Here is a 19254-nt window from a genome sequence, read left to right on the forward strand (position 1 = left end):
GGAATCTGTAATGAGCGAAACCCTGTCTCAGGCCGTGGCACGCGAGATTCGTGCTCCGCATGGCACCACCCTGCACTGCGCCAACTGGCTGATTGAAGCCGCTTACCGGATGATCCAGAACAACCTCGATCCTGACGTTGCCGAGCGGCCGGAAGATCTGGTGGTTTACGGCGGCATTGGCAAAGCGGCGCGTAACTGGGAATGCTTCGAGCAGATCCTGCGCTCACTCAGGGCGTTACAGCCTGATGAGACGCTGCTAATCCAGAGCGGCAAGCCGGTCGGGGTGTTCCGTACCCACGCCGACGCGCCCCGCGTGCTGCTGGCAAACTCCAATCTGGTGCCGCACTGGGCCACCTGGGATCACTTCCATGAGCTGGATAAGGCGGGCCTGATGATGTACGGCCAGATGACCGCCGGTTCGTGGATCTACATTGGCGCGCAGGGCATCGTCCAGGGCACCTATGAAACCTTCGTCGAAGCGGGACGTCAGCACTACAACAACGATCTGAGCGGACGCTGGATACTGACTGCCGGTCTGGGCGGGATGGGTGGTGCACAACCGCTGGCTGGCGTGCTGGCAGGTGCCTGCGTGCTGGCCATTGAGTGCCAGGAGTCGCGCATCGATTTTCGTCTGCGTACCCGCTACGTCGATCATAAAGCCACCTCGCTGGATGAGGCTCTGGCGCTGATTAACGAGGCAACCGCGGCGAAAAAAGCCATTTCGGTCGGGCTGCTGGGCAATGCCGCCGAGATCCTGCCGGAGCTGGTCAAACGTGCCAGAGCGGGCGGACCGAAACCGGACATCGTCACCGATCAGACCTCGGCCCACGATCCGATCAACGGCTATCTGCCGATTGGCTGGGATCTGGCGCGCTGGCAGCAGGAGAAGGTGTCACAGCCTAAAGCGGTAGAGAAAGCGGCGCGCGCCTCGATGGCAGTTCACGTGCAGGCGATGCTCGACTTCTGTCATATGGGCATTCCGACCGTCGACTACGGCAACAACATCCGTCAGGTGGCGCTGGATGAAGGGGTCGCCAACGCATTCGACTTCCCGGGCTTTGTCCCGGCCTACATCCGTCCCCTGTTCTGTGAGGGCAAAGGACCGTTCCGCTGGGTGGCGCTGTCGGGCGATCCGGAAGATATCTACAAAACCGACGCCAAATTAAAGCAGCTGTTTCCGCAGCATAAAACCCTGCATCGCTGGCTCGACATGGCGCAGGAGCGCATCGCCTTCCAGGGATTGCCGGCCCGCATCTGCTGGCTCGGCCTCGGCGAACGTCATCTCGCTGGCCTGGCTTTCAACGAAATGGTGCGCAATGGCGAACTGAAAGCGCCGGTGGTGATTGGCCGCGATCATCTCGACTGCGGCTCGGTCGCTTCACCAAACCGTGAAACAGAAGCGATGAAAGATGGCTCGGATGCGGTGTCAGACTGGCCGTTGCTCAATGCGCTGCTTAACACCGCTGGCGGTGCGACCTGGGTCAGCCTGCATCACGGCGGCGGCGTGGGAATGGGCTTCTCACAGCACGCGGGGGTGGTGATTGTCTGCGACGGCAGCAAAGAGGCGGATGCGCGACTGGGTCGGGTATTGTGGAACGATCCGGCGACCGGCGTAATGCGCCACGCCGATGCTGGTTATCAACAGGCGCAGGCCTGTGCAGAGCAACACGGCCTGAATCTGCCGATGCTGCAGAAGTAACCTACCGTCGGGGTCAGCGCCAGGCTGGCCCCGCTTTTACCCGCTTCGCCCCGCCTCGTTGGCCACCGTTACTTATTAGTTATTCCATTTTGATTTAGCCTATAGCCAGATTTCGCCCTAACGGCAATAGACGCCGCGCGTCCCGACCACTAAAGTGAAATCTTCTCATTCTGTCAGGAGCACGTTTCTGCATGACCCTTTCCCCCGCCCTGCTTGAAGATGCCCTGCACTGGCGTCGCCAGCTCCATCGCCAGCCTGAATTAGGCTACCAGGAACATCACACCAGTGATCTTATCGCCCGCGAACTTGAGCTGACCGGATTACAGGTGTTTCGTGGTCTGGCAGGTACCGCAGTGATTGGCACGCTGGAGAATGGTCCCGGCCCGGTTATCGGGCTGCGTGCCGACATGGATGCGCTGCCGATCACCGAAAAAGGTGAGGTCGAGTGGCGATCTGCGACGCCGGGCGTGATGCACGCCTGCGGTCACGATGGTCACAGTGCCATTCTGCTGGCCGCTGCCCGCCAGCTGGCGGCGACACGCCAGTTCAGCGGCACGGTGCACTTTATTTTTCAGCCCGCCGAGGAGAATCTGGGCGGTGCGCGCAAAATGGTTGAAGAGGGATTGTTCCAGCGGTTCCCGATGGATGCGGTTTACGCCATGCATAACTGGCCGGGCCTGCCGCTCGGGTCGCTGGCGGTTAATCCCGGTGCGATGATGGCCTCGCTTGATTCGTTTGAAATCACCCTGCACGGCAAGAGTTGCCACGCGGCGATGCCGGAAAGCGGTGCCGATCCGATGGTGGTCGCGGCTGAGCTGATCCTGGCGCTACAGACCATTCCGTCACGCCGTCTGTCACCGCTTTCGTCTGCGGTGGTCAGCGTGACGCAGATCCACGGGGGCGAGGCGATCAACGTCATCCCGGAACAGATTGTGTTGCGCGGCACGGTACGCTGCCTGCAACCGGCAGTGCGCGATAAAGTGCGGGCACTGATCGATGAGTTTGTGGCGACCCTGCCCCGACCGTTTGGGGTGAGCGGCGAAACCAGCTGGCTACCCGGTTATCCGGTGACGGCCAACCATGCCGCGCCGGCAGAGCAGGTTCGCGCGGTGGCGCTGGCGACGCTGGGAGAAGAGAATGTTCACTGGCAGGTCAATCCTTCGATGGCATCAGAAGATTTTGCCTGCATGATGGAAGCCTGTCCGGGAGCTTACTTCTGGCTCGGCGCCGACGGTGAAGAGCCTTCGGCGCCGCTGCACAATGCCCGCTACGATTTTAATGATGCGTTACTGCCGATCGGTATCCGCTTCTGGCAGAACCTGGTTGAACAGGCACTGCCGATCGCCTGAATCAGTAACCGGCGGCGCGCAGCCGCTGGTCGGCGGTCGCCAGCGAGTCGCATTCACCGCTGGCACGCAGGCAGCAGGCCAGCTGCAGCCGCAGCGCCTGCGGTACCGGTCGCTGCTGGTTAATCACCTGCTCAATCCAGGCTGCGGTGACCGCCGCTGATTTATCTGCCGGCAGCTCAACCTGGACCTCGGGCTGACGCTCAACCCACACTTCCGCCTCCGATCCCGCACCGTGGATCACGCTGATCGCCGGACAACGTTGCGGATTAGCATAGACCTCGCCCTCGGTGCCATTCAGCAGCAGCGCAGGCGCATCAATATCGCTGAAGAATTTCGCCACCCGCGGCACATATTCCGGATGCGACACGCTCGACAGCCGCAACGCCTCGCGTTCGCCAAACGGCGTTGCCAGTTTTGCCAGCGTATGCGCACTGTTCCGCACCCCCATCCGCCAGCGCAGCGACAGCTGTTTCGCCATCGGCGGGCAGAGGTGATCGACGGTAATAAACACCAGCTCACCCGCGTCCAGCCGGGCCTGAGCCTGCTCAGCGGTGGTCACCGGCTGCACGCCTAGCGCGTCAAATACCGCTTCACTGGTGATGCGCGTCGCATCGTCGCTGACGCCGTGCACCAGCACCGGGAAACCGAGCCGGTTCAGCAACAGCGCCAGTAACGGCGTCAGGTTGCCCTGGCGGCGCGCGCCGTTATAGCTCGGGATTACCATCGGCATCGGCCGGTTGGCCGGGGCGTTCAGCTTCATCATCTGCGCCTGCATCGCCTGATAGAAGCCGCGCATTTCAGCTTCGCCTTCGCCCTTGATACGCAGCGCAATCAGGATGCCGCCCAGTTCCAGATCCGGCACCTGGCCAGCCAGCATCGCGCTGTAGAGGGCTTCGGCGGTGTCGAAATCGATGTCGCGGGCATGATTTTTTCCGCGGCCGATCTCTTTAATAATTTTATTCAGTTCCATCACTCGCTTCCGGTTAAGTGCGCGACGGCTTAGCGCCGCGTCGGACGTCGTTTACGCACGGTACGTGTGGCCACCGGGGCGGCCGGTATGGCGTCCGGCTCTGGGGTATCGGGTTGCTCAATCGGGAAGATCGGCAACGCCGCCAGCAGTCGGCTACCGTACGCTTTGCTCAGCAGACGGCGATCGTATATCACGATTTCACCGTAACACTGATGGCTGCGAATCAGGCGTCCGACCTGTTGAATCAGGGTAAACGAGGCGCTGGGTAAACTCTGCACCTCAAACGGATAACGCTTCAGGCTCTTCAGCCATTCGCCTTCGGTCAAAATTACCGGACTGTCTACCGGCGGAAAAGCAATTTTATGAATATGCACCTGACTCAGCAGATCGCCTTTTAAATCCAGCCCTTCAGCGAACGATTGCAGGCCAATCAGAATGCTGGTTTCGCCTTTGCTCACCCGCTGACGATGCAGATCGACCAGTCGGCTGCGCGGCTGATCGCCCTGCACCAGCATCGACAGTCGTAAATCGGGCAGGCAGGCGACAAACTGCTGCATCGCCCGGTTACTGGCGAACAGCACCAGCACCCCTTTGTGCTGCTTCAGCTTCATCTGCTGCCGGAAGAAGCCCGCCATCTCGGCGATGTGCTCCGCTTCGTGGGTCATCAGGGGTTCATAGCGCATTTGCGGGATCACCAGCTTGCCCTGCTCAACATGGTTGAACGGGGAATCGAGCGCCACAAAGCGGTCACCGGCTTTCTCGTTGAGACCGGACATCTCCTGCAGGCGGTTAAAACTGTTAAGCGAGCGCAGCGTGGCGGAGGTGACCACCACATGCGGAATTTTACGCCACAGCATCTTTTCCAGCTGATCGCTGACGCGAATCCCGGCGCAGTGGAACAGCAGGTGCGCCTGACCTTCGCGCAGTTCGCGGGTGATCCATTTCGACACCGGCGCGCCGGAAGCTTTTTCCATCGCCGCCAGTCGCCACAGCTTACTGACCGATTCAAACCAGCCGAACTGGCGGTTCAGCTGCAGCAGATTGCGGTGCAAGCGCACCACATCAACTTTGCCGGTCTGCTCGCTCAGGGCATTGATCAGGCCTTCGCTCAGGCCACGCAGCGCGTCGCTGAGTTTGAACAGCCGGGCGCAAAGGTCCAGCAGCTCCTGCGGTAACGCCCCGAGCACAAAGCGGTATTCGCCCGGCTGATTGTGCGGTGGCAACAGGGGATTGAGCGCCTGGCTGGTGATGGTCAGCAGCTCGCGCAGCTCCTCGCAGTGTGCTTTCAGCCGCTCCGGATTGGCCAGCGGCGGCGGGTATTTAGGCCGCATCTGGGTCATGATGCTGTCCACCAGCTTGATAAACAGATCCAGCTGCAGGCTGCTCCAGCCTGGGGTGATATCAGCGCTCATCTCCAGCGCATCGCGCGCCACTTCCGGCAGATGATGGCCTTCATCCAGCACCAGCATCAGGTTTTTAGCCGGCGGCAATACCGACTCATTCTCCATCGCCGCCATCACCAGCGCATGGTTGGCCACCACCACATCGACCTGCTCTATTTCACGCCGCGCCACGAAAAACGGGCATTCACGATACCAGCGACAGTGGGCGCCGAGGCAGCTGGCTTTATCGGTTGAGAGCCGCTGCCACAGGCTATCGCTGACGTTTTCCTCGCTGTGATCGCGTAGTCCGTCCCACTGATAGCGATCCAGCGCTTTCTGCAACCGGCCGCACTGCGTCTGCTCCTCTTTGGTGCTGCTGATGGCGTCATCATCCAGATAGAGCAGCAGATCGCCCTGCTGATCGTCATCAGCCGCCAGCGCCGCCAGGTTGCGCGGACAGACGTAGCGCCCGCGACCAAAGGCGGCGGTAAAGGTGAGATCGGGGATGATTTTCTTCAGCAGCGGCAGATCTTTGGTGAAGATTTGATCCTGCAACGCCACGTTCGCGGTGCTGATCACCAGACGTTTTTCCTGGGCGCGGCTGGTCGCGATGCCGGGGATCAGATAAGAGAGGGTTTTGCCGACGCCGGTTGGCGCTTCGACCGCCAGATGGCGCGCATCATCGCCCGCCAGGCATTTTGCCACTTCAGCAATCATCTGCCGCTGGGCGGCGCGCGGGATAAAATCGGGCACCTGCTGCTGCAGCGCTTTATACCACTGCGCTATCTGGCTTTTTACTGCTGCTGTCAGGGCCATTTTGTTTGTTACCACACCGTAAAAATTGCCTGTATTTTTACACAGTATGCTGGCGGCGTCAGCTTTCAGGACAATTTTTTCGTCTGCGGTTCCACAAGCGGCCACGGATGCCGCCCAGGGGTGGCGGCAGCCGGGGGTGGCGGCAGCCGGGGGTGGCGGCAGCCGGGACCGGCTAGCCCAGCAGTTTAAACATATAGGTCGTGGCATCCAGCTCACCGGTGGTGGATTCGGCGTAGAACGGAATAGAGCCGGCGACCTGCCAGTCGAGCGAGCGATAGAGATCGCTGGCGACATCACCGCTGCGCGTGTCCAGCACCAGCAGCGTTTTACCCTGCAGTCGCGCCTGCTGTTCCGCCTGCAGCATCAGCTGGCGGGCAATGCCCTGGCGGCGCGCCTGCGGATGCACCAGCAGTTTAGTGATCTCCGCCCGATGGCGGCCGTTGGGCATTGAGCTGCTGTTGATCATCACCGTCGCCACCACGCTGCCGTGCTGACGCGCCACCCACAATTCGGCATCGCCACTCGCCAGGCTGTAAATGCGATCCTGCCAGAAACGGTCAATCGCCTGATGGTCGGCGGCATCAATAAATCCGACGCTGGCCCCGTCTGCTACGCAGGCCTGCAACACCTCACACAGTTCGGGTAACGCCTGCTGTGCCTCGCTGGCACTGAGCATCTGATAATTAATCATGGTTTTGCCACCACCAGTAAATAGTGCGCGCCCTCGGTCAGGTGCGCTTCAAAGGCCGATTTTCCCGTCAGATGAAAGCGTAAACAGTCGCCGGGACGTAAGCTCCAGCGTTGAGCTGCCATGCTGACGGTCAGGCCGCCTTCACGCAGCCAGATATGCTGTTCCATACCGTGAATCGGCGGCGCGTCGTAATCGATACGCGCGCCGGGGCGTAATTTGCCCTCCACCAATTCGCATCTAAAATGAGTAACAGGCGGTGACACATTTCGGCGGTGAAAGCCACTGGCCTCATCACTCCATACCGGCTGCTGGTCATACGGGATCAGCAGCTTTGCATCTTCCTCCACCTCACTCAGCAGGCGCGACATGGTTAATCCGTACGCCACGCACAGACGATTAAGCAGTGCGGCGGTAGGGCTGGTCTCGCTGCGCTCAATACGTGATAATGACGCACGGCTGATACCCGTTGCGATTGAAAGCTCATCCAGCGACCAGCCGCGTTGCAAGCGTAATTCCGCCAGCCGCGCAGCCAGGCGCTGTTCTGTATTCAGGTCCGGCATAGCATCCTCTCATAATTGGGAATAATTTCTCTTATATGAGATATAGCTGAGAAAAGGCGCAGCGGTCAAGTTGTACACTCAAAAATGTATTGTACAACTTAGTTTGCTTCGTTATGGTAATTCCACTCAGATCAGTCTAAAGAGGAATTTATGACCCTATACAGTATCGGTGACGTCGCCGAGCGCTGTGGCATAAACCCAGTGACCTTGCGCGCCTGGCAAAGACGTTATGGCTTACTGAAGCCGCAGCGTACCGAAGGTGGGCATCGTCAGTTTGATGAAGAAGATGTTCAGCGCATTGAAGAGATCATGCGCTGGATTGAAAGCGGCGTGCCGGTAGGTAAAGTCAAAGCGCTGCTGGAAGGCGGTGATGTTGATGCGCACGACGGCTGGACCACCCTGCAGGATGAACTCATCAGCGTGTTACGCCACGTCAGACCCTCCAAGCTGCGTAACAAGATCGCGGCCATCGGTCGTGAACATCCAATCGACGCATTGATCGATCACGTCTTTATGCCGGTGCGCCAGAAGCTCAGCCTCGACCAGAATACCGCCCGCACCATGTGCAGCCTGCTGGATGGCCTGCTGATTGATTATGTGGCGTTCTGCCTGACCGGCAGCCGCAAAAAAGCGGGCAAAGACGCGCTGATTATCGGCTGGGGCATTGAGGATCGTACCCGTATCTGGCTGGAAGGCTGGCGTCTGTCGCAACATGGCTGGCGCATCGATGTGCTGGCTGAGCCGCTCGACGTGCCACGTCCCGAACTGTTTCCCGGCATGAATATGTTTGTATTTACCGGTAAAAAACTGACCCGTCGTCAGCAGGATCAACTGTCGCACTGGCAAGAACAGGGTTACGCCGTGCGGTTGCACGAAACACCCTGATGACAAAAACGCACGCTGGGCACTTTGCCTGCTGCCTTGCGCGCGCTATCATTCCCGCCTCATATTCACGCGCTCAGGTTTTCCCATGAACTGGAAAAAAACATTCTTCGCTACGCTGTTTTTCATAATGGCGGCTGGCGGTACCAGCGGTCTGATGCTGGTCGGTTATTCACTCATCGTTCACTCACGCTAAGCCAGCGTTGCAGGCGCTCGAACAGGCGATCGCTGACAATCGACAGCAGCGCCACCAGTAACGCCCCCTGAATCACATACGCCGTGTTAAACCCGCTTAAGCCGATGATCACCGGTGAACCGAGGCTTTTTGCCCCGACCGTTGAGGCGATAGCGGCGGTGCCAATGTTGATGATCACCGAGGTGCGGATCCCGGCGATAATCACCGGGGCGGCCAGCGCCAGCTCAATCTGCCACAGACGCTGCCATGCACTCATCCCGACCCCTTCGGCAATCTCCCGGCTGCTGGCGGGTACGCTGTCGAGACCGGCCAGCGTGCCCTGCAAGATCGGCAGCAAACCGTAGAGCAGCAGCGCCACCACGGCAGGCCAGGCACCAAATCCCATCACCGGCACCGCAATCGCTAATACCGCCACCGGCGGAATGGTTTGTCCGGCCGCCACCAGCGTTTCCATCAGCGGCCGGAACGCCCGACCGGCGCGCCGGGTCACTATCACCCCGCTGCCGACGCCGATAACCATTGCCAGCAGGCTGGCGGTGACGACCAGAAACAGGTGCGCCAGCGTCAGTTGCCAGAAGGTCTCCTGCTGATAAAGCGGCCGCGCCAGCTCGGGAAACCAGCGATGGAACAGCGGCCCGCTGTAGGGCATCAGCGTCAGCAGCGCGCCATACAGCAGCACCAGCCAGAGCAGCGGATCGGTCAGCCGGCGCATGCGGTCTCCTCACGCAGCGTCAGCAAATCGTGAAAATAGAGCACGCCCAGCGGCTGCTGCTGTTCATCAATCACCGGCAGTTTGTCGGTTCGCCGGGTAATAAACTGCGACAGCGCTTCGCGTAGCGTCAGCCCGGCGGCAATCGGTTCGCCCGCCAGCCATTCACCGCGCCGCACGGCGTTGCCGACCTGTCCAAGCGACAGCAGGCGCACGCCCATTTCGCTGCGGCCAAAGAAATCACGTACAAACTCATTTTTCGGCTGGGTCAGCAGCTCAACCGGTTTTCCCTGCTGGACGATCCCGCCATTATCCATCAGCACGATGCGGTCGGCCAGCGTCAGCGCCTCATCGATGTCATGGGTTACCAGCACAATGGTGCGTCCCGACAGCCGGTGAATACGCAGCATCTCCTGTTGCAGCGCGCCACGGGTCACCGGGTCGAGCGCGCCAAACGGTTCATCCATCAGCAACACCTCCGGATCGGCCGCCAGCGCACGCGCCACGCCAACCCGCTGCTGCTGTCCGCCGGAAAGCTGATGCGGATAACGGTTCAGCAGCTGCGCATCGAGGTTGAGCAGCGTCAGCAGCGCCTCTATCCGCTGCGTGACCTGCGGTTTTGACCAGCCGAGCAGCGCCGGCACCGTGGCGATATTTTTTTCTACCGTCCAGTGAGGAAACAGGCCGATCGACTGAATGGCATAGCCCATCCGCCGCCGCAGCGCGCGGGCATCAAGCTGACGAATCGACTCGCCGGCGAAACGGATCTCGCCGCTGTCGAACTCAACCAGCCGGTTAATCATCTTCAGGGTGGTCGACTTACCGGAACCGGAGGTGCCCAGCAGCACGCAGAACTCCCCTTCCGCCACCGTCAATGAGAGATCGCTGACCGCCGCTTTGCCGTTAAAAGCGCGCGAGACGCCGTTAAATTCAATCATCTTTTTTCTCCAGCAGTGAGATCAGCAGGCGGAACAGCGCATCTACGGTGACCGCCAGCGCAATCACCGGAATCACTCCGAGCAGCACCAGATCCAGCGCGCTGCTCAGCAGGCCCTGGAAAATAATCGCGCCAAAGCCGCCGGCACCAATCAGCGCCGCGACCACTGCCATGCCCAGAGTTTGTACCACCACCACCCGCAGACCCGCCAGCCATACCGGTAAGGCCAGCGGCACATCAACCGCGAAAAACTGTTGCCGGCCGCTCATCCCGACGCCGCGCGCGCTTTCACGCACCTCCTGCGGCACCTGTTGCAGACCGACCACCACGCTGCGCACCAGCGGCAGTAAGGCGTAAAGCACCAGCGCAATCAGCGCCGGAGCCATGCCGATGCCACTGATACCCCAGGCACTCAGCCACGGAAAACGCTGTGCCAGGCCCGCCAGCGGCGCAATCAGCAGGCCAAACAGCGCCACCGAAGGCACTGTCTGAATCACATTCAATACGCCAAATACCCCGCTCTGCCAGCGTGGCTGTCGGAACAGCAGAATGCCCAGCGGCAGCGCGATGATCAGCGCTGGCAGCACGGTGCCCGCCAGCAACGTCAGATGGCGCACCAGCGCGGCGTCAAATACCGCCTGGCGATTGGCATATTCTTTCAGCAGGGAGAGATCGTTAAGCTGGCCGCTGAACAGCAGCAACAGCGGCAGCAGCCACACCTGCAGGTTAAGCAGCAGCTGTGCCAGCCGGTGACGGGTCAGTTGCCGCACCGTGTCGGTGATCAGCAACAGCAGCAGCGCCCCGCTGCACCACAGGCCGCTGGCAAAGCTGGTGCGAGCCAGTCGGCTACCGTGCTGGCTAAGCAGCGTCGCCTGAGTGCCGCTCAGCCAGATCATCGCCGCCAGCAGCAGTTCGGCCGACAACAGCGCCAGGCTGAGGCTGACGCGCGACGGCGGACACCACAGCAGCAGCCATAATACCGCCAGCGGCGGCAGCACTACTGCCGACTGGCTGATCTGCCAGCCCATCAGCGGCGCGCCTGCCACCAGTCGGTTCGGCGCGAAGGTCAGAAAAGGCAGCGCCACCAGCGCCAGGCTCAGCAGTGCCAGCAGCAGCAGTGCGACCGGCTGCTGACCGGGACGTCGTATCGCTTCCCGCGATATCTTCATCAGTTACAGCAGCTTCTGCTGTTGCAGCCACTCTTTCGCCACGCTGCTGGCGTCCTGGCCGTCCACCGCAATTCTGGCGTTCAGCTGCTGCAGCGTTTTCTCGTCCAGCGCGCTGAATACCGGTTTCAGCCAGTCGCCAATCTGCGGATAGGCTTTCAGCACCGATTCACGGATCACCGGCGTCGGGGCGTAGATTGGCTGCACGCCTTTTGGATCGGTCAGCGTCTGTAATCCCAGCGCCGCCACCGGGCCGTCGGTGCCGTAGGCCATCGCCGCATTAACGCCTGAAGTTTGCTGCGCCGCCGCGCTGATGGTAACGGCAGTATCACCGCCGGCCAGCGACAGCAGCTGATCCTGCTTAAGATCGAAACCGTAGGCTTTTTCAAAGGCCGGCAGCGCATCACTGCGTTCGATAAATTCTGCCGAGGCCGCCAGCTTGAAAGTGCCGCCCTTTTTCAGCCAGGCACTGAGGTCGGCCAGCGAGGTCAGCTGATTTTTCTCTGCCAGATCTTTACGCACCGCAATGGTCCAGGTGTTGTTGGCTGGCGCAGGCGTCAGCCACACCAGGTGATTTTTGTCGGCATCCAGTTTTTTGACTTTTTCGTAGCCCTGACGGGCATTTTTCCAGGCACTGTCTTTTTCGTCATTAAAGAAAAAAGCGCCGTTGCCGGTATATTCCGGGTAGATATCCAGTTCCCCGGCGGTGATAGCGCCGCGCACCACCTGAGTGGTACCCAACTGAATTTTATTGACGGTTTTGACGCCATGCTTCTCCAGCACCTGCAAAATCACGTTACCCAGCAGTGAACCTTCAGTATCAATTTTTGAACCGACCCGCACCGGATCGGCAGCGTGTGCGATGCCCAGACTGAGCAGCAACGCGCTCATTCCAATCCAACCCCGAACTTTGACCATGACCTGTTCCTTATCGCGTGTTATTGCCTGTTGTTATGACCTGTTGTTTTGATCTGTTGTTATCGATTCTTGTCACCCCGGTGATTCAGGTTCGCGCATCGCGGTGCCCAGCACTGATCCGGTGATCCGGTGCAGCGGCAGCGCCGCAATGAATGCCGTCGCCTGACGCAGAGCGGTTTGGTTATCTGCCTTAAAAGCGTAGCCTGGCTGTGCCGGCTCGTAGATGACTTTATCGCAAATTAATAACGATTTGAGACTAAAAACTTATTATTCATAACTCAATTGAATTTACGTCTGGGCGTCTAAACGGCTATTCTCGATGGCCTGTTTTTATAATAAAAGACTCACAACATCATGACCGACCTGATCTCTTCAGCCCATGTGGCCACAACAGGGAGTGCGCCGAGCGGCGAAACGCAGTGGATCCGCAGCGCGGCGGATGTCTCCCGCCTGGTGAACAGCGGCGACAGCGCCCGTAATAACGCGCGCATTGTGGTCGCTATCGCGCTCGGTGGGGTATTTCTCGACGCCTACGATCTCGGCGCGCTGGCGTTTGGTATCAAAGACGTGGCGCGCGAATTTAATCTGACCCCGACCGGCACCGGGATGATCGCCTCGTCCATCACCTTCGGGGCGATCATCGGCGCGCTGATCGGCGGATACCTGACCGATAAAATTGGCCGTTATCGGGTTTTCATGGCCGATATGTTTTTTTTCGTGGTGGCGGCAATCGCCTGTGCGTTTGCGCCAAACGAATATGTGTTAGGCGGAGCGCGTTTCGTGATGGGGCTCGGCGTCGGCATCGATCTGCCGGTGGCGATGGCCTTCCTGGCAGAGTTTTCGAAGCTGCGCGGTAAAGGCAATAAAGCGGCCAGCGTGGCGATGTGGTGCCCGACCTGGTACGCAGCGATCAGCATCTCTTATCTGCTGGTGCTGCTGCTCTACGCGGTGTTGCCGGAAAGCCATACCGACTGGCTCTGGCGGCTGATCCTTGGCTTTGGCGCGGTACCGGCCATCATCATCATCGCCATTCGCAGTCGTTACATGAGCGAGTCGCCGGTGTGGGCCGCTAATCAGGGCGATCTGCAGGCGGCCGCCTCAATCTTACGCAGCGCGTGGAATATCAACGCCCAGGTGGCACCGGATGCGGCGCTGACGCCCGTCCGACCGGCGCGACCAGCCAGCTGGCGTAACTACGGCGCGCTGTTGCAGGGTGTCTATCGACGCCGCACCGTGCTGGCGACCATCACCTCCATCGCCTCCTCGTTTGCCTATAACGCCGTGGCGTTTGGCCTGCCGGTGATTATCTCCAGCTTCTTTGCCCAGTCGATGCTGACCACCATTCTGGTGTCGCTGGCGCTGAATCTGCTGTTTGCGTTTGTCGGCGGCGTTCTGGCGGTACGGCTGGTGCCGCGTCTCGGAGCATGGAAGATGTCGGTGGCCGGTTATGCCTGTCAGTGCGTGGCACTGCTCGGGCTGGCGCTGATTGGACGCCCGGACGGCGGTCAGGAAGCGGCCCTGGCGATTGGTATGCTGGCGCTGTTCCTGTTTGGTCAGGGCTTCGGTCCCGGCTCGCATACCATGACTTTTGCCTCACTCAGCTATCCGACCTCGCTGCGTGGCGTGGGGGTTGGCTTTAACCAGACGCTGATGCGTGGCAGTTCGACCCTGTCGCTGTTCCTGTTTCCGGTGCTGGTCGCGGCGCTGGGGACCGGGGTGTTCTGGGTCATTTTTCTGGCCCCGCTGGCGGGCCTGCTGGCCTTACTGGCGATCCGCTGGGAACCGTCAGGTTATGATGTGGATGCCGAGGATTTTGAGCTGCCGCGTTGATCCTGAATAGCTTCTCAGGATGTAGCGATAACGGCTGCGGAAGATAAAGCGAGGGGAGCGTACGTCGCTAGCAAAGCAGCGCGGGCCGTGCATGGCCCGTGCTGAGCCTGCCTGAAACAGCGATTTTGCGAAGGAGGTATGCTGCCTGAGCCATCGCGTTATCGACGACCCGAACCGCACCTTAGCGTGCGGTTTTTTTATGCCGGAAACGCGTCGAGATGGGCCGGAATGCGCGGAAAAGTATGCAAAAACCACGGCGTGAACTGCTGCGGCTGCTGGCGCATCTGTTGTTCAATGGTCGCCAGTGAACGGTAATCAAAAGCGTCAGCCTCCTGCGGATTAAGCTGTGGCAGGCGATCACAAACCGCAAAGAAGACGTGACCATATTCGTGTTCGGTCAGGCCATTACTCAGCGGCAGGTTGTAGCTCAGCTCAAACATCGGCGTCAGGCTGACCTCCATTCCCATCTCTTCACGCAGACGCCGTTCAGCGGCATCCTGGGTTGATTCATGGGGATAAGGATGACCGCAGCAGGTGTTACTCCACAAACCACCACAGTGATATTTATCGCTGGCGCGCCGCTGTAACAGCAGCTCCTGCCGGGAATTGAAGACGTAGACCGTCACCGCGCGGTGCAGTAATCCTTTTTCATGCACTTCCAGCTTTTCCATTTTGCCGGTGGGACGATCGAGGTGGTCAACGAGGATAACTTCAATAGCAGACATGGCGTTTCCTTGAGATTATTCCCAACTATTCTGGCACAAGATTGCCAGTTTGGGCGGTCACAACGCGGAATTTTTAACAGCAGCCAGTCTGGGATAGGCGGATGAGGCGGGAAGAAAATCAGGCCAGCAAGGCTGGCCTGAGGAGGGATTACAATCTGAAGCTCTGCACCACCCGTTCCAGCTGAGTGCTTTGTACTTCCATCGCCTGTGCCGCAGCTGATACCTGCTCCACCAGCACGGCGTTCTGCTGAGTGGTGCCGTCAAGCTGGGTGATCGCGACGTTAACCTGCTCAATCCCCATGCTCTGTTCGCGGCTGGCCGACATGATTTCGCTCATCAGTGTGGTGACGCTGCTGACGCCCTGCATCAGCTCATCCATGGTTTGTCCCGCCTGTTCCACCAGCGCGCTACCGGCATCAATGTTCGACACCGACTCTTCGATCAATTTTTTGATCTCACGCGCTGAGTTAGCCGAGCGCTGTGCCAGGTTACGCACTTCCGACGCCACCACGGCAAACCCGCGCCCTTGCTCACCGGCCCGCGCCGCTTCCACCGCGGCGTTAAGCGCCAGGATATTGGTCTGGAAGGCGATGCTGTCGATCACGCTGATGATATCGACCACTTTACGCGAGGAGTGATGGATCTCGCCCATGGTGGTCACTACCTGACGTACCACTTCCGTCCCGCGCGCCGCCACCTGTGACGCATCGCCGGCCAGCTGGTTAGCGTGCGTGGCGTTGTCAGCATTCTGGCGCACCGTGCCGGTCAGCTGCTCCATCGAGGCCGCAGTTTCGACAATCGAACTGGCCTGATCTTCAGTACGTGACGAGAGGTTGGCGTTGCCGCTGGCAATCTCACGCGAGGCAGCGGTAATCGCCAGCGCGCTGTCGCCGACCTGCTGCATCAGCCCCTGCAGGTAGCTGATAAACTGGTTGAAGCTTTGCGCCACCGCGTTAAATTCCGGGCTGTTGCTGGCCGGCAGACGTTGAGTCAGATCCGCACCGCCGGTCGACAGGGCTTCGATATTGCTGTTGAGCACGCTGAGGCGTTTCATCATGGCACGCACAAAACCGAGCAGCACCAGCAGCAGGATCACCGCCAGCGGGATCTGCACCAGGCCCAGACGGGTCAGCATATTGTGAGACTGCGCTTTCAGCAGGCTGGTCGGCAGGCTACTGGCGAGATACCACGGGCTGCCCGGGATCGCCTGCACTAACAGCGTCTGCTCACCGTCGTTGCTGTCAAAGGTGGTCTCCAGCGGCTGATTACCGATGCCACTCAGCAGCGATTTCAGCGGCGCGGCCATCGGCAACGGCACGTCGGCCAGGTTTTCCAGTTTCGGTGCCGCGTTCACCAGCGCACCGTTACCGACCACTTTGCCGTCGGCTTCTACGATCAGCACGTTACCGTGAATCGCCTCGCCCATCTGTTTTGCCAGCTGGTTAAAGAAGCCGAGCGTGACGTCAATGGTCGCAACGCCCCAGACGGTCCCGTCGCGATAGATCGCCATGGCGCAGTTGGTGCGCGGCTGCGGACTGGCTGCATCCTGGTAAGCTTTGGCCCAGGCGCACTGCCCTTTCTCTGCTGCCATGCCATCTTTGTACCAGGACTGCTCCCAGTATTTGTCAGCCGCATCGGAGTTCCAGTAGGTGTTGACCTGCAGTTCGTTGCTGGCGTTGCGGGCAAAGAAGCTGCTGTTTTTCTCTTTTGCCGGATCGCGACGATTCGGCAGTGGCCAGATGCCGCCGCCAAACACGTTACTGTCCTGATACTGGTTCACCAGCGTCGGCAGTAAGGTGTCGATGGTGGCGCTATCCATCACAGACGCGGCCTCGGTGATAGCGCGCTGCTGCGCCTGAACCCGGTTCATCTGTTCAACGATGCCGGACGCCAGGGAATCAACCTGATAGCGAACCAGGCGGCTTTCGCTGTCAATCAACTGTGGAGCGACAAACTGGTTGATCACCCAGACGGTGATCAACAGGAGTGCAACGAAGAAAGCGATGAGTGTTGCAGTGAAGCGGGACTGTGTTGTTTTTAACATCTTTGTTCCCCTGGACCTGGTGTGGCGCGATTGCCTTATCCGGGTTAACGGCGCGGCCCAGCGGAACTTGAGATGAGCAGGATCACAGATTTGAAAAATGGCTGATTAGCCTGAGAATTTAGTATTACGCCTGGCGACGTGTCGTCGCCAGGCGGCCGGAAGCGACCGGGTCGGGCACTACTCCGGCGAATCCACCACCTGCTGACGCGGCCGGAAAATATGGTTATTGCCGTCTGCCGTCAGCCGCTCGCGCAGCTGTTGTCCGCCGTGCTCATCAGCCTGGGCGAACTGGCGCTCCGCCTCGGTAATCGGGGTAGTCCACAGCAGCGTGGGTCGATCGCCGTCGCGCTTCGGCAGTTTGAACTGCGCGCTCTCGCTGGCCAGTTCACCCGCCAGTAAAAAGCTGTCAAAGCCGACCGGTGCCACTTCTGACGCCAGGGTGTGCCCTTCCCCCAGCCAGGTGAGGCGCGCCCACGGCAGATGCACAAACTCCGCCAGCGCGCTGGCCATCTGCACCGCATTGCCTTCAGTCATTACTTCACCGTCAACCGCCATGCCCAGTTCGATACGGCGATACTGCGGCGCCAGCTCATCAAACAGATAATCGACCTGCGGCATCGGCCGGATGCTCATGCCGAGCGTCAGGAAGTACCAGACGCCCTGGTGCCAGTGCTGGGAAATCGCCATCGGTGGCCAGCTGCCCTGATCGATGGCGTAATATTTCACCGACTCGCCAAAGCGGGCCTGATAGCAGGCCATTAAATCCTGCTGCACCTTATCCCACTCACTGCCGTCGTGCCATTCACGCCAGAACTGACGCTGCTGCTCGGCGCGGGCGTAATAATCATTGGTGGAAGCCGATCCGAGCGGCGCCGTCAGTCGGTTTTTTTTGATGCAGCCGGCAGAGAAGCTGACCTGCTTATCCTGATAAAGACTCCAGCCTGGGATCACCGCCAGCAACTGGCCGTAATACCACAAGGCCGCGCCATCATCACTCGGCTCCCACAGCACCTGCAGGCCAGCCGGATCGAGTTCCGGCTCGGCTTCCAGATTACGGCAATATTCGGCGCTGAGCAGCGGCGCTATGCCCTGCTCCATCGCTTCACGATCTTCCTGTGCCGGTGCCGGCAGCAGATTACGTAACCAACAGCCGCGCACCGCGTACTGGCTGCGAAACAGATCGGTCGGCCAGATGTAAAAATAGGCGGTGCGCGCATCCTGCTCAACAATCGCGGTCAGGGTGCGTTGCTGATTGTGGACTTCAGCAATCAGGGATTTGTACGTCATAGTGCCTCGACAAAGCCTGGAGGAATCCATTTTCCCCGAGAATAGAGCAGGATCGTGACTGCCGCCATCTGAGACAAGGGTAATAGTCTCAAAGTGCGTCATCGAGTCGAGTATGGCGGAGTCAGATTCGGGCGGGAGGGGGGCGGCCGCAGAGGCGGATACGCTGCGTTTAGCCGACTGAAAATGAAAGCGCACCGGCGCGAATCGGGCAGTCATCAGACCGGATGGCGGCCCATCCTGACCATCGCCCGATACCAGGCACCGCGCTGAATCGACCAGCGTAAACCGACGGCAATCGCCGCGATCTGCTGATCGATCACCGCCTGCTGCCAGCGGCCGATTTCACGGCCCGACATCGCCTGCGCCCAGTCCGGCATCAGGCCAAAGCCTGACTTCAGCATCACTTTCATTACCGGTCTGGCCTGCCAGCTTGGGGCGGGCGCGTTCATCAGCAGGCGCGTCACTTCCGCCGTGCGCTGATCAAAACGCAGCTCCGAACGCATCTGTTGCAGGTAATCCGCAACATCGACGACACTTTTGGGTACCCGTTCCGCTCCCAGCGCTTCGGCGATCAGCGCGGCTTCCTGATAATAGCGATCCTGATCGGCGCGACTGAGGCGCGGATTTTTATAGCGCAGATGGGCAGCCAGAAAACGGCTGGTTTCCGCCACGTGTACCCAGGTCAGCAGATGTGGATCGCTGGCGGCATAAGGTTTGCCAGCGCTGTCGACGCCGCTGACTTTAAGGTGAATACGCTTCACCCGCTCAATCAGCGTATGTGCATCCTGGGTGTTACCAAAGGTGGTGACCGCAATGAACTGGCTGGTGCGCCGCAGGCGACCCATCATATCCTGACGAAAGTTAGAGTGATCCCAGACGCCAGCCAGCGCAGCCGGGTGCAGCATCTGTAGCAGCAGCGCACTGATGCCGCCGCACATCATTGAGGTAAAATCACCGTGTACCTGCCAGATGATGCTGTCCGGGCCAAACAGACCGGGATCGCCAGGCGGCTGAGAAATGTCGAATTCATTCAGCGACAGGCCGTTAAGACGAAACACCTGTTGCTGGATGCGGTCACGCAGATTAATCATGA

16 protein-coding genes are annotated in these 19254 nt (G+C 59.8%); 4 read left to right on the forward strand and 12 right to left on the reverse strand.

The window, feature by feature from the left end; all coding sequences use genetic code 11:
- Positions 1–10: 10 nt before the first annotated feature.
- The gene (gene hutU, locus AABB92_RS08485) at positions 11–1699 is read left to right on the forward strand and encodes a urocanate hydratase (RefSeq protein WP_031378059.1); all 1689 of its coding nucleotides are present in this window, start codon (positions 11–13) and stop codon (positions 1697–1699) included.
- Positions 1700–1890: 191 nt separating this feature from the next.
- Complete coding sequence (locus AABB92_RS08490; RefSeq protein WP_031378060.1) at positions 1891–3048, forward strand: M20 aminoacylase family protein; 1158 nt, start codon at positions 1891–1893, stop codon at positions 3046–3048.
- 1 nt (position 3049) lies between these two features.
- On the opposite strand, the gene ybiB is transcribed toward AABB92_RS08490, so the two are convergent.
- The 4 genes from ybiB to AABB92_RS08510 form a co-directional block, all read right to left on the reverse strand.
- Positions 3050–4018: a DNA-binding protein YbiB gene (gene ybiB, locus AABB92_RS08495; protein WP_046288433.1), complete on the reverse strand. Its 969-nt coding sequence runs from the start codon at positions 4016–4018 to the stop codon at positions 3050–3052.
- Positions 4019–4047: 29 nt separating this feature from the next.
- Positions 4048–6216, reverse strand: coding sequence for an ATP-dependent DNA helicase DinG (dinG, locus tag AABB92_RS08500; protein ID WP_031377932.1), 2169 nt, complete (start codon positions 6214–6216; stop codon positions 4048–4050).
- Between the two features lie 172 nt (positions 6217–6388).
- Positions 6389–6907, reverse strand: coding sequence for a GNAT family N-acetyltransferase (locus AABB92_RS08505; protein WP_046288434.1), 519 nt, complete (start codon positions 6905–6907; stop codon positions 6389–6391).
- Positions 6904–7467, reverse strand: coding sequence for an XRE family transcriptional regulator (locus AABB92_RS08510; protein WP_031377401.1), 564 nt, complete (start codon positions 7465–7467; stop codon positions 6904–6906). Before AABB92_RS08510 ends, AABB92_RS08505 begins: the two co-directional genes overlap by 4 nt.
- 150 nt (positions 7468–7617) lie before the next feature.
- Between AABB92_RS08510 and AABB92_RS08515 the strand changes: the two genes are divergently transcribed.
- Positions 7618–8352 carry a MerR family transcriptional regulator gene (locus AABB92_RS08515; RefSeq protein WP_031377402.1) on the forward strand — a complete coding sequence of 245 codons (735 nt, stop codon included), beginning with the start codon at positions 7618–7620 and terminating at the stop codon, positions 8350–8352.
- A gap of 173 nt (positions 8353–8525) precedes the next feature.
- Here AABB92_RS08515 and AABB92_RS08525 read toward each other — a convergent pair whose 3' ends face one another.
- Genes AABB92_RS08525 through osmF form a run of 4 tightly spaced genes read right to left on the reverse strand, consistent with a single transcriptional unit; the run spans position 8526 to position 12275 of the window.
- Positions 8526–9257 (reverse strand): ABC transporter permease, encoded by a 732-nt coding sequence (locus AABB92_RS08525; protein ID WP_046288435.1) that lies wholly within the window; start codon positions 9255–9257, stop codon positions 8526–8528.
- Positions 9245–10192, reverse strand: a complete 948-nt coding sequence (locus AABB92_RS08530) for an ABC transporter ATP-binding protein (protein WP_031377403.1) — start codon at positions 10190–10192, stop codon at positions 9245–9247. Before AABB92_RS08530 ends, AABB92_RS08525 begins: the two co-directional genes overlap by 13 nt.
- Positions 10185–11360, reverse strand: coding sequence for an ABC transporter permease (locus AABB92_RS08535; RefSeq protein WP_031377404.1), 1176 nt, complete (start codon positions 11358–11360; stop codon positions 10185–10187). The genes AABB92_RS08530 and AABB92_RS08535 overlap by 8 nt, the downstream gene beginning before the upstream one ends.
- Positions 11361–11363: 3 nt before the next feature.
- Positions 11364–12275, reverse strand: a complete 912-nt coding sequence (osmF, locus tag AABB92_RS08540) for a glycine betaine ABC transporter substrate-binding protein OsmF (protein ID WP_046288436.1) — start codon at positions 12273–12275, stop codon at positions 11364–11366.
- 354 nt (positions 12276–12629) lie between these two features.
- Here osmF and AABB92_RS08545 point away from each other — a divergent pair, with 354 nt between their 5' ends.
- Positions 12630–14105, forward strand: a complete 1476-nt coding sequence (locus tag AABB92_RS08545) for an MFS transporter (protein ID WP_046288437.1) — start codon at positions 12630–12632, stop codon at positions 14103–14105.
- A gap of 197 nt (positions 14106–14302) precedes the next feature.
- Here the strand turns inward: AABB92_RS08545 and idi are convergent, their stop codons facing one another.
- The 4 genes from idi to AABB92_RS08565 all read right to left on the reverse strand — a co-directional run bounded on the left by idi (position 14303) and on the right by AABB92_RS08565 (position 19252).
- Positions 14303–14830, reverse strand: coding sequence for an isopentenyl-diphosphate Delta-isomerase (gene idi / locus AABB92_RS08550; RefSeq protein ID WP_031377405.1), 528 nt, complete (start codon positions 14828–14830; stop codon positions 14303–14305).
- 148 nt (positions 14831–14978) lie between these two features.
- Complete coding sequence (locus tag AABB92_RS08555) at positions 14979–16874, reverse strand: methyl-accepting chemotaxis protein (RefSeq protein WP_031377406.1); 1896 nt, start codon at positions 16872–16874, stop codon at positions 14979–14981.
- A gap of 177 nt (positions 16875–17051) precedes the next feature.
- Positions 17052–18161: a suppressor of fused domain protein gene (locus tag AABB92_RS08560; protein WP_046288438.1), complete on the reverse strand. Its 1110-nt coding sequence runs from the start codon at positions 18159–18161 to the stop codon at positions 17052–17054.
- Positions 18162–18376: 215 nt separating this feature from the next.
- A complete protein-coding gene (locus tag AABB92_RS08565; protein WP_031377407.1) occupies positions 18377–19252 on the reverse strand; it encodes an oxygenase MpaB family protein in 876 nt (291 codons plus the stop codon).
- Positions 19253–19254: the final 2 nt, after the last annotated feature.

This window comes from Pantoea brenneri (assembly GCF_038594305.1).
Classification (GTDB): Bacteria; Pseudomonadota; Gammaproteobacteria; order Enterobacterales; family Enterobacteriaceae; genus Pantoea; species Pantoea brenneri.

Coding starts and splice junctions, on each gene's coding strand:
- hutU (WP_031378059.1), top strand. CDS start 11: ATGAGCGAAACCCTGTCTCAGGCCGTGGCACGCGAGATTCGTGCTCCG.
- AABB92_RS08490 (WP_031378060.1), top strand. CDS start 1,891: ATGACCCTTTCCCCCGCCCTGCTTGAAGATGCCCTGCACTGGCGTCGC.
- ybiB (WP_046288433.1), bottom strand. CDS start 4,018: ATGGAACTGAATAAAATTATTAAAGAGATCGGCCGCGGAAAAAATCAT.
- dinG (WP_031377932.1), bottom strand. CDS start 6,216: ATGGCCCTGACAGCAGCAGTAAAAAGCCAGATAGCGCAGTGGTATAAA.
- AABB92_RS08505 (WP_046288434.1), bottom strand. CDS start 6,907: ATGATTAATTATCAGATGCTCAGTGCCAGCGAGGCACAGCAGGCGTTA.
- AABB92_RS08510 (WP_031377401.1), bottom strand. CDS start 7,467: ATGCCGGACCTGAATACAGAACAGCGCCTGGCTGCGCGGCTGGCGGAA.
- AABB92_RS08515 (WP_031377402.1), top strand. CDS start 7,618: ATGACCCTATACAGTATCGGTGACGTCGCCGAGCGCTGTGGCATAAAC.
- AABB92_RS08525 (WP_046288435.1), bottom strand. CDS start 9,257: ATGCGCCGGCTGACCGATCCGCTGCTCTGGCTGGTGCTGCTGTATGGC.
- AABB92_RS08530 (WP_031377403.1), bottom strand. CDS start 10,192: ATGATTGAATTTAACGGCGTCTCGCGCGCTTTTAACGGCAAAGCGGCG.
- AABB92_RS08535 (WP_031377404.1), bottom strand. CDS start 11,360: ATGAAGATATCGCGGGAAGCGATACGACGTCCCGGTCAGCAGCCGGTC.
- osmF (WP_046288436.1), bottom strand. CDS start 12,275: ATGGTCAAAGTTCGGGGTTGGATTGGAATGAGCGCGTTGCTGCTCAGT.
- AABB92_RS08545 (WP_046288437.1), top strand. CDS start 12,630: ATGACCGACCTGATCTCTTCAGCCCATGTGGCCACAACAGGGAGTGCG.
- idi (WP_031377405.1), bottom strand. CDS start 14,830: ATGTCTGCTATTGAAGTTATCCTCGTTGACCACCTCGATCGTCCCACC.
- AABB92_RS08555 (WP_031377406.1), bottom strand. CDS start 16,874: ATGTTAAAAACAACACAGTCCCGCTTCACTGCAACACTCATCGCTTTC.
- AABB92_RS08560 (WP_046288438.1), bottom strand. CDS start 18,161: ATGACGTACAAATCCCTGATTGCTGAAGTCCACAATCAGCAACGCACC.
- AABB92_RS08565 (WP_031377407.1), bottom strand. CDS start 19,252: ATGATTAATCTGCGTGACCGCATCCAGCAACAGGTGTTTCGTCTTAAC.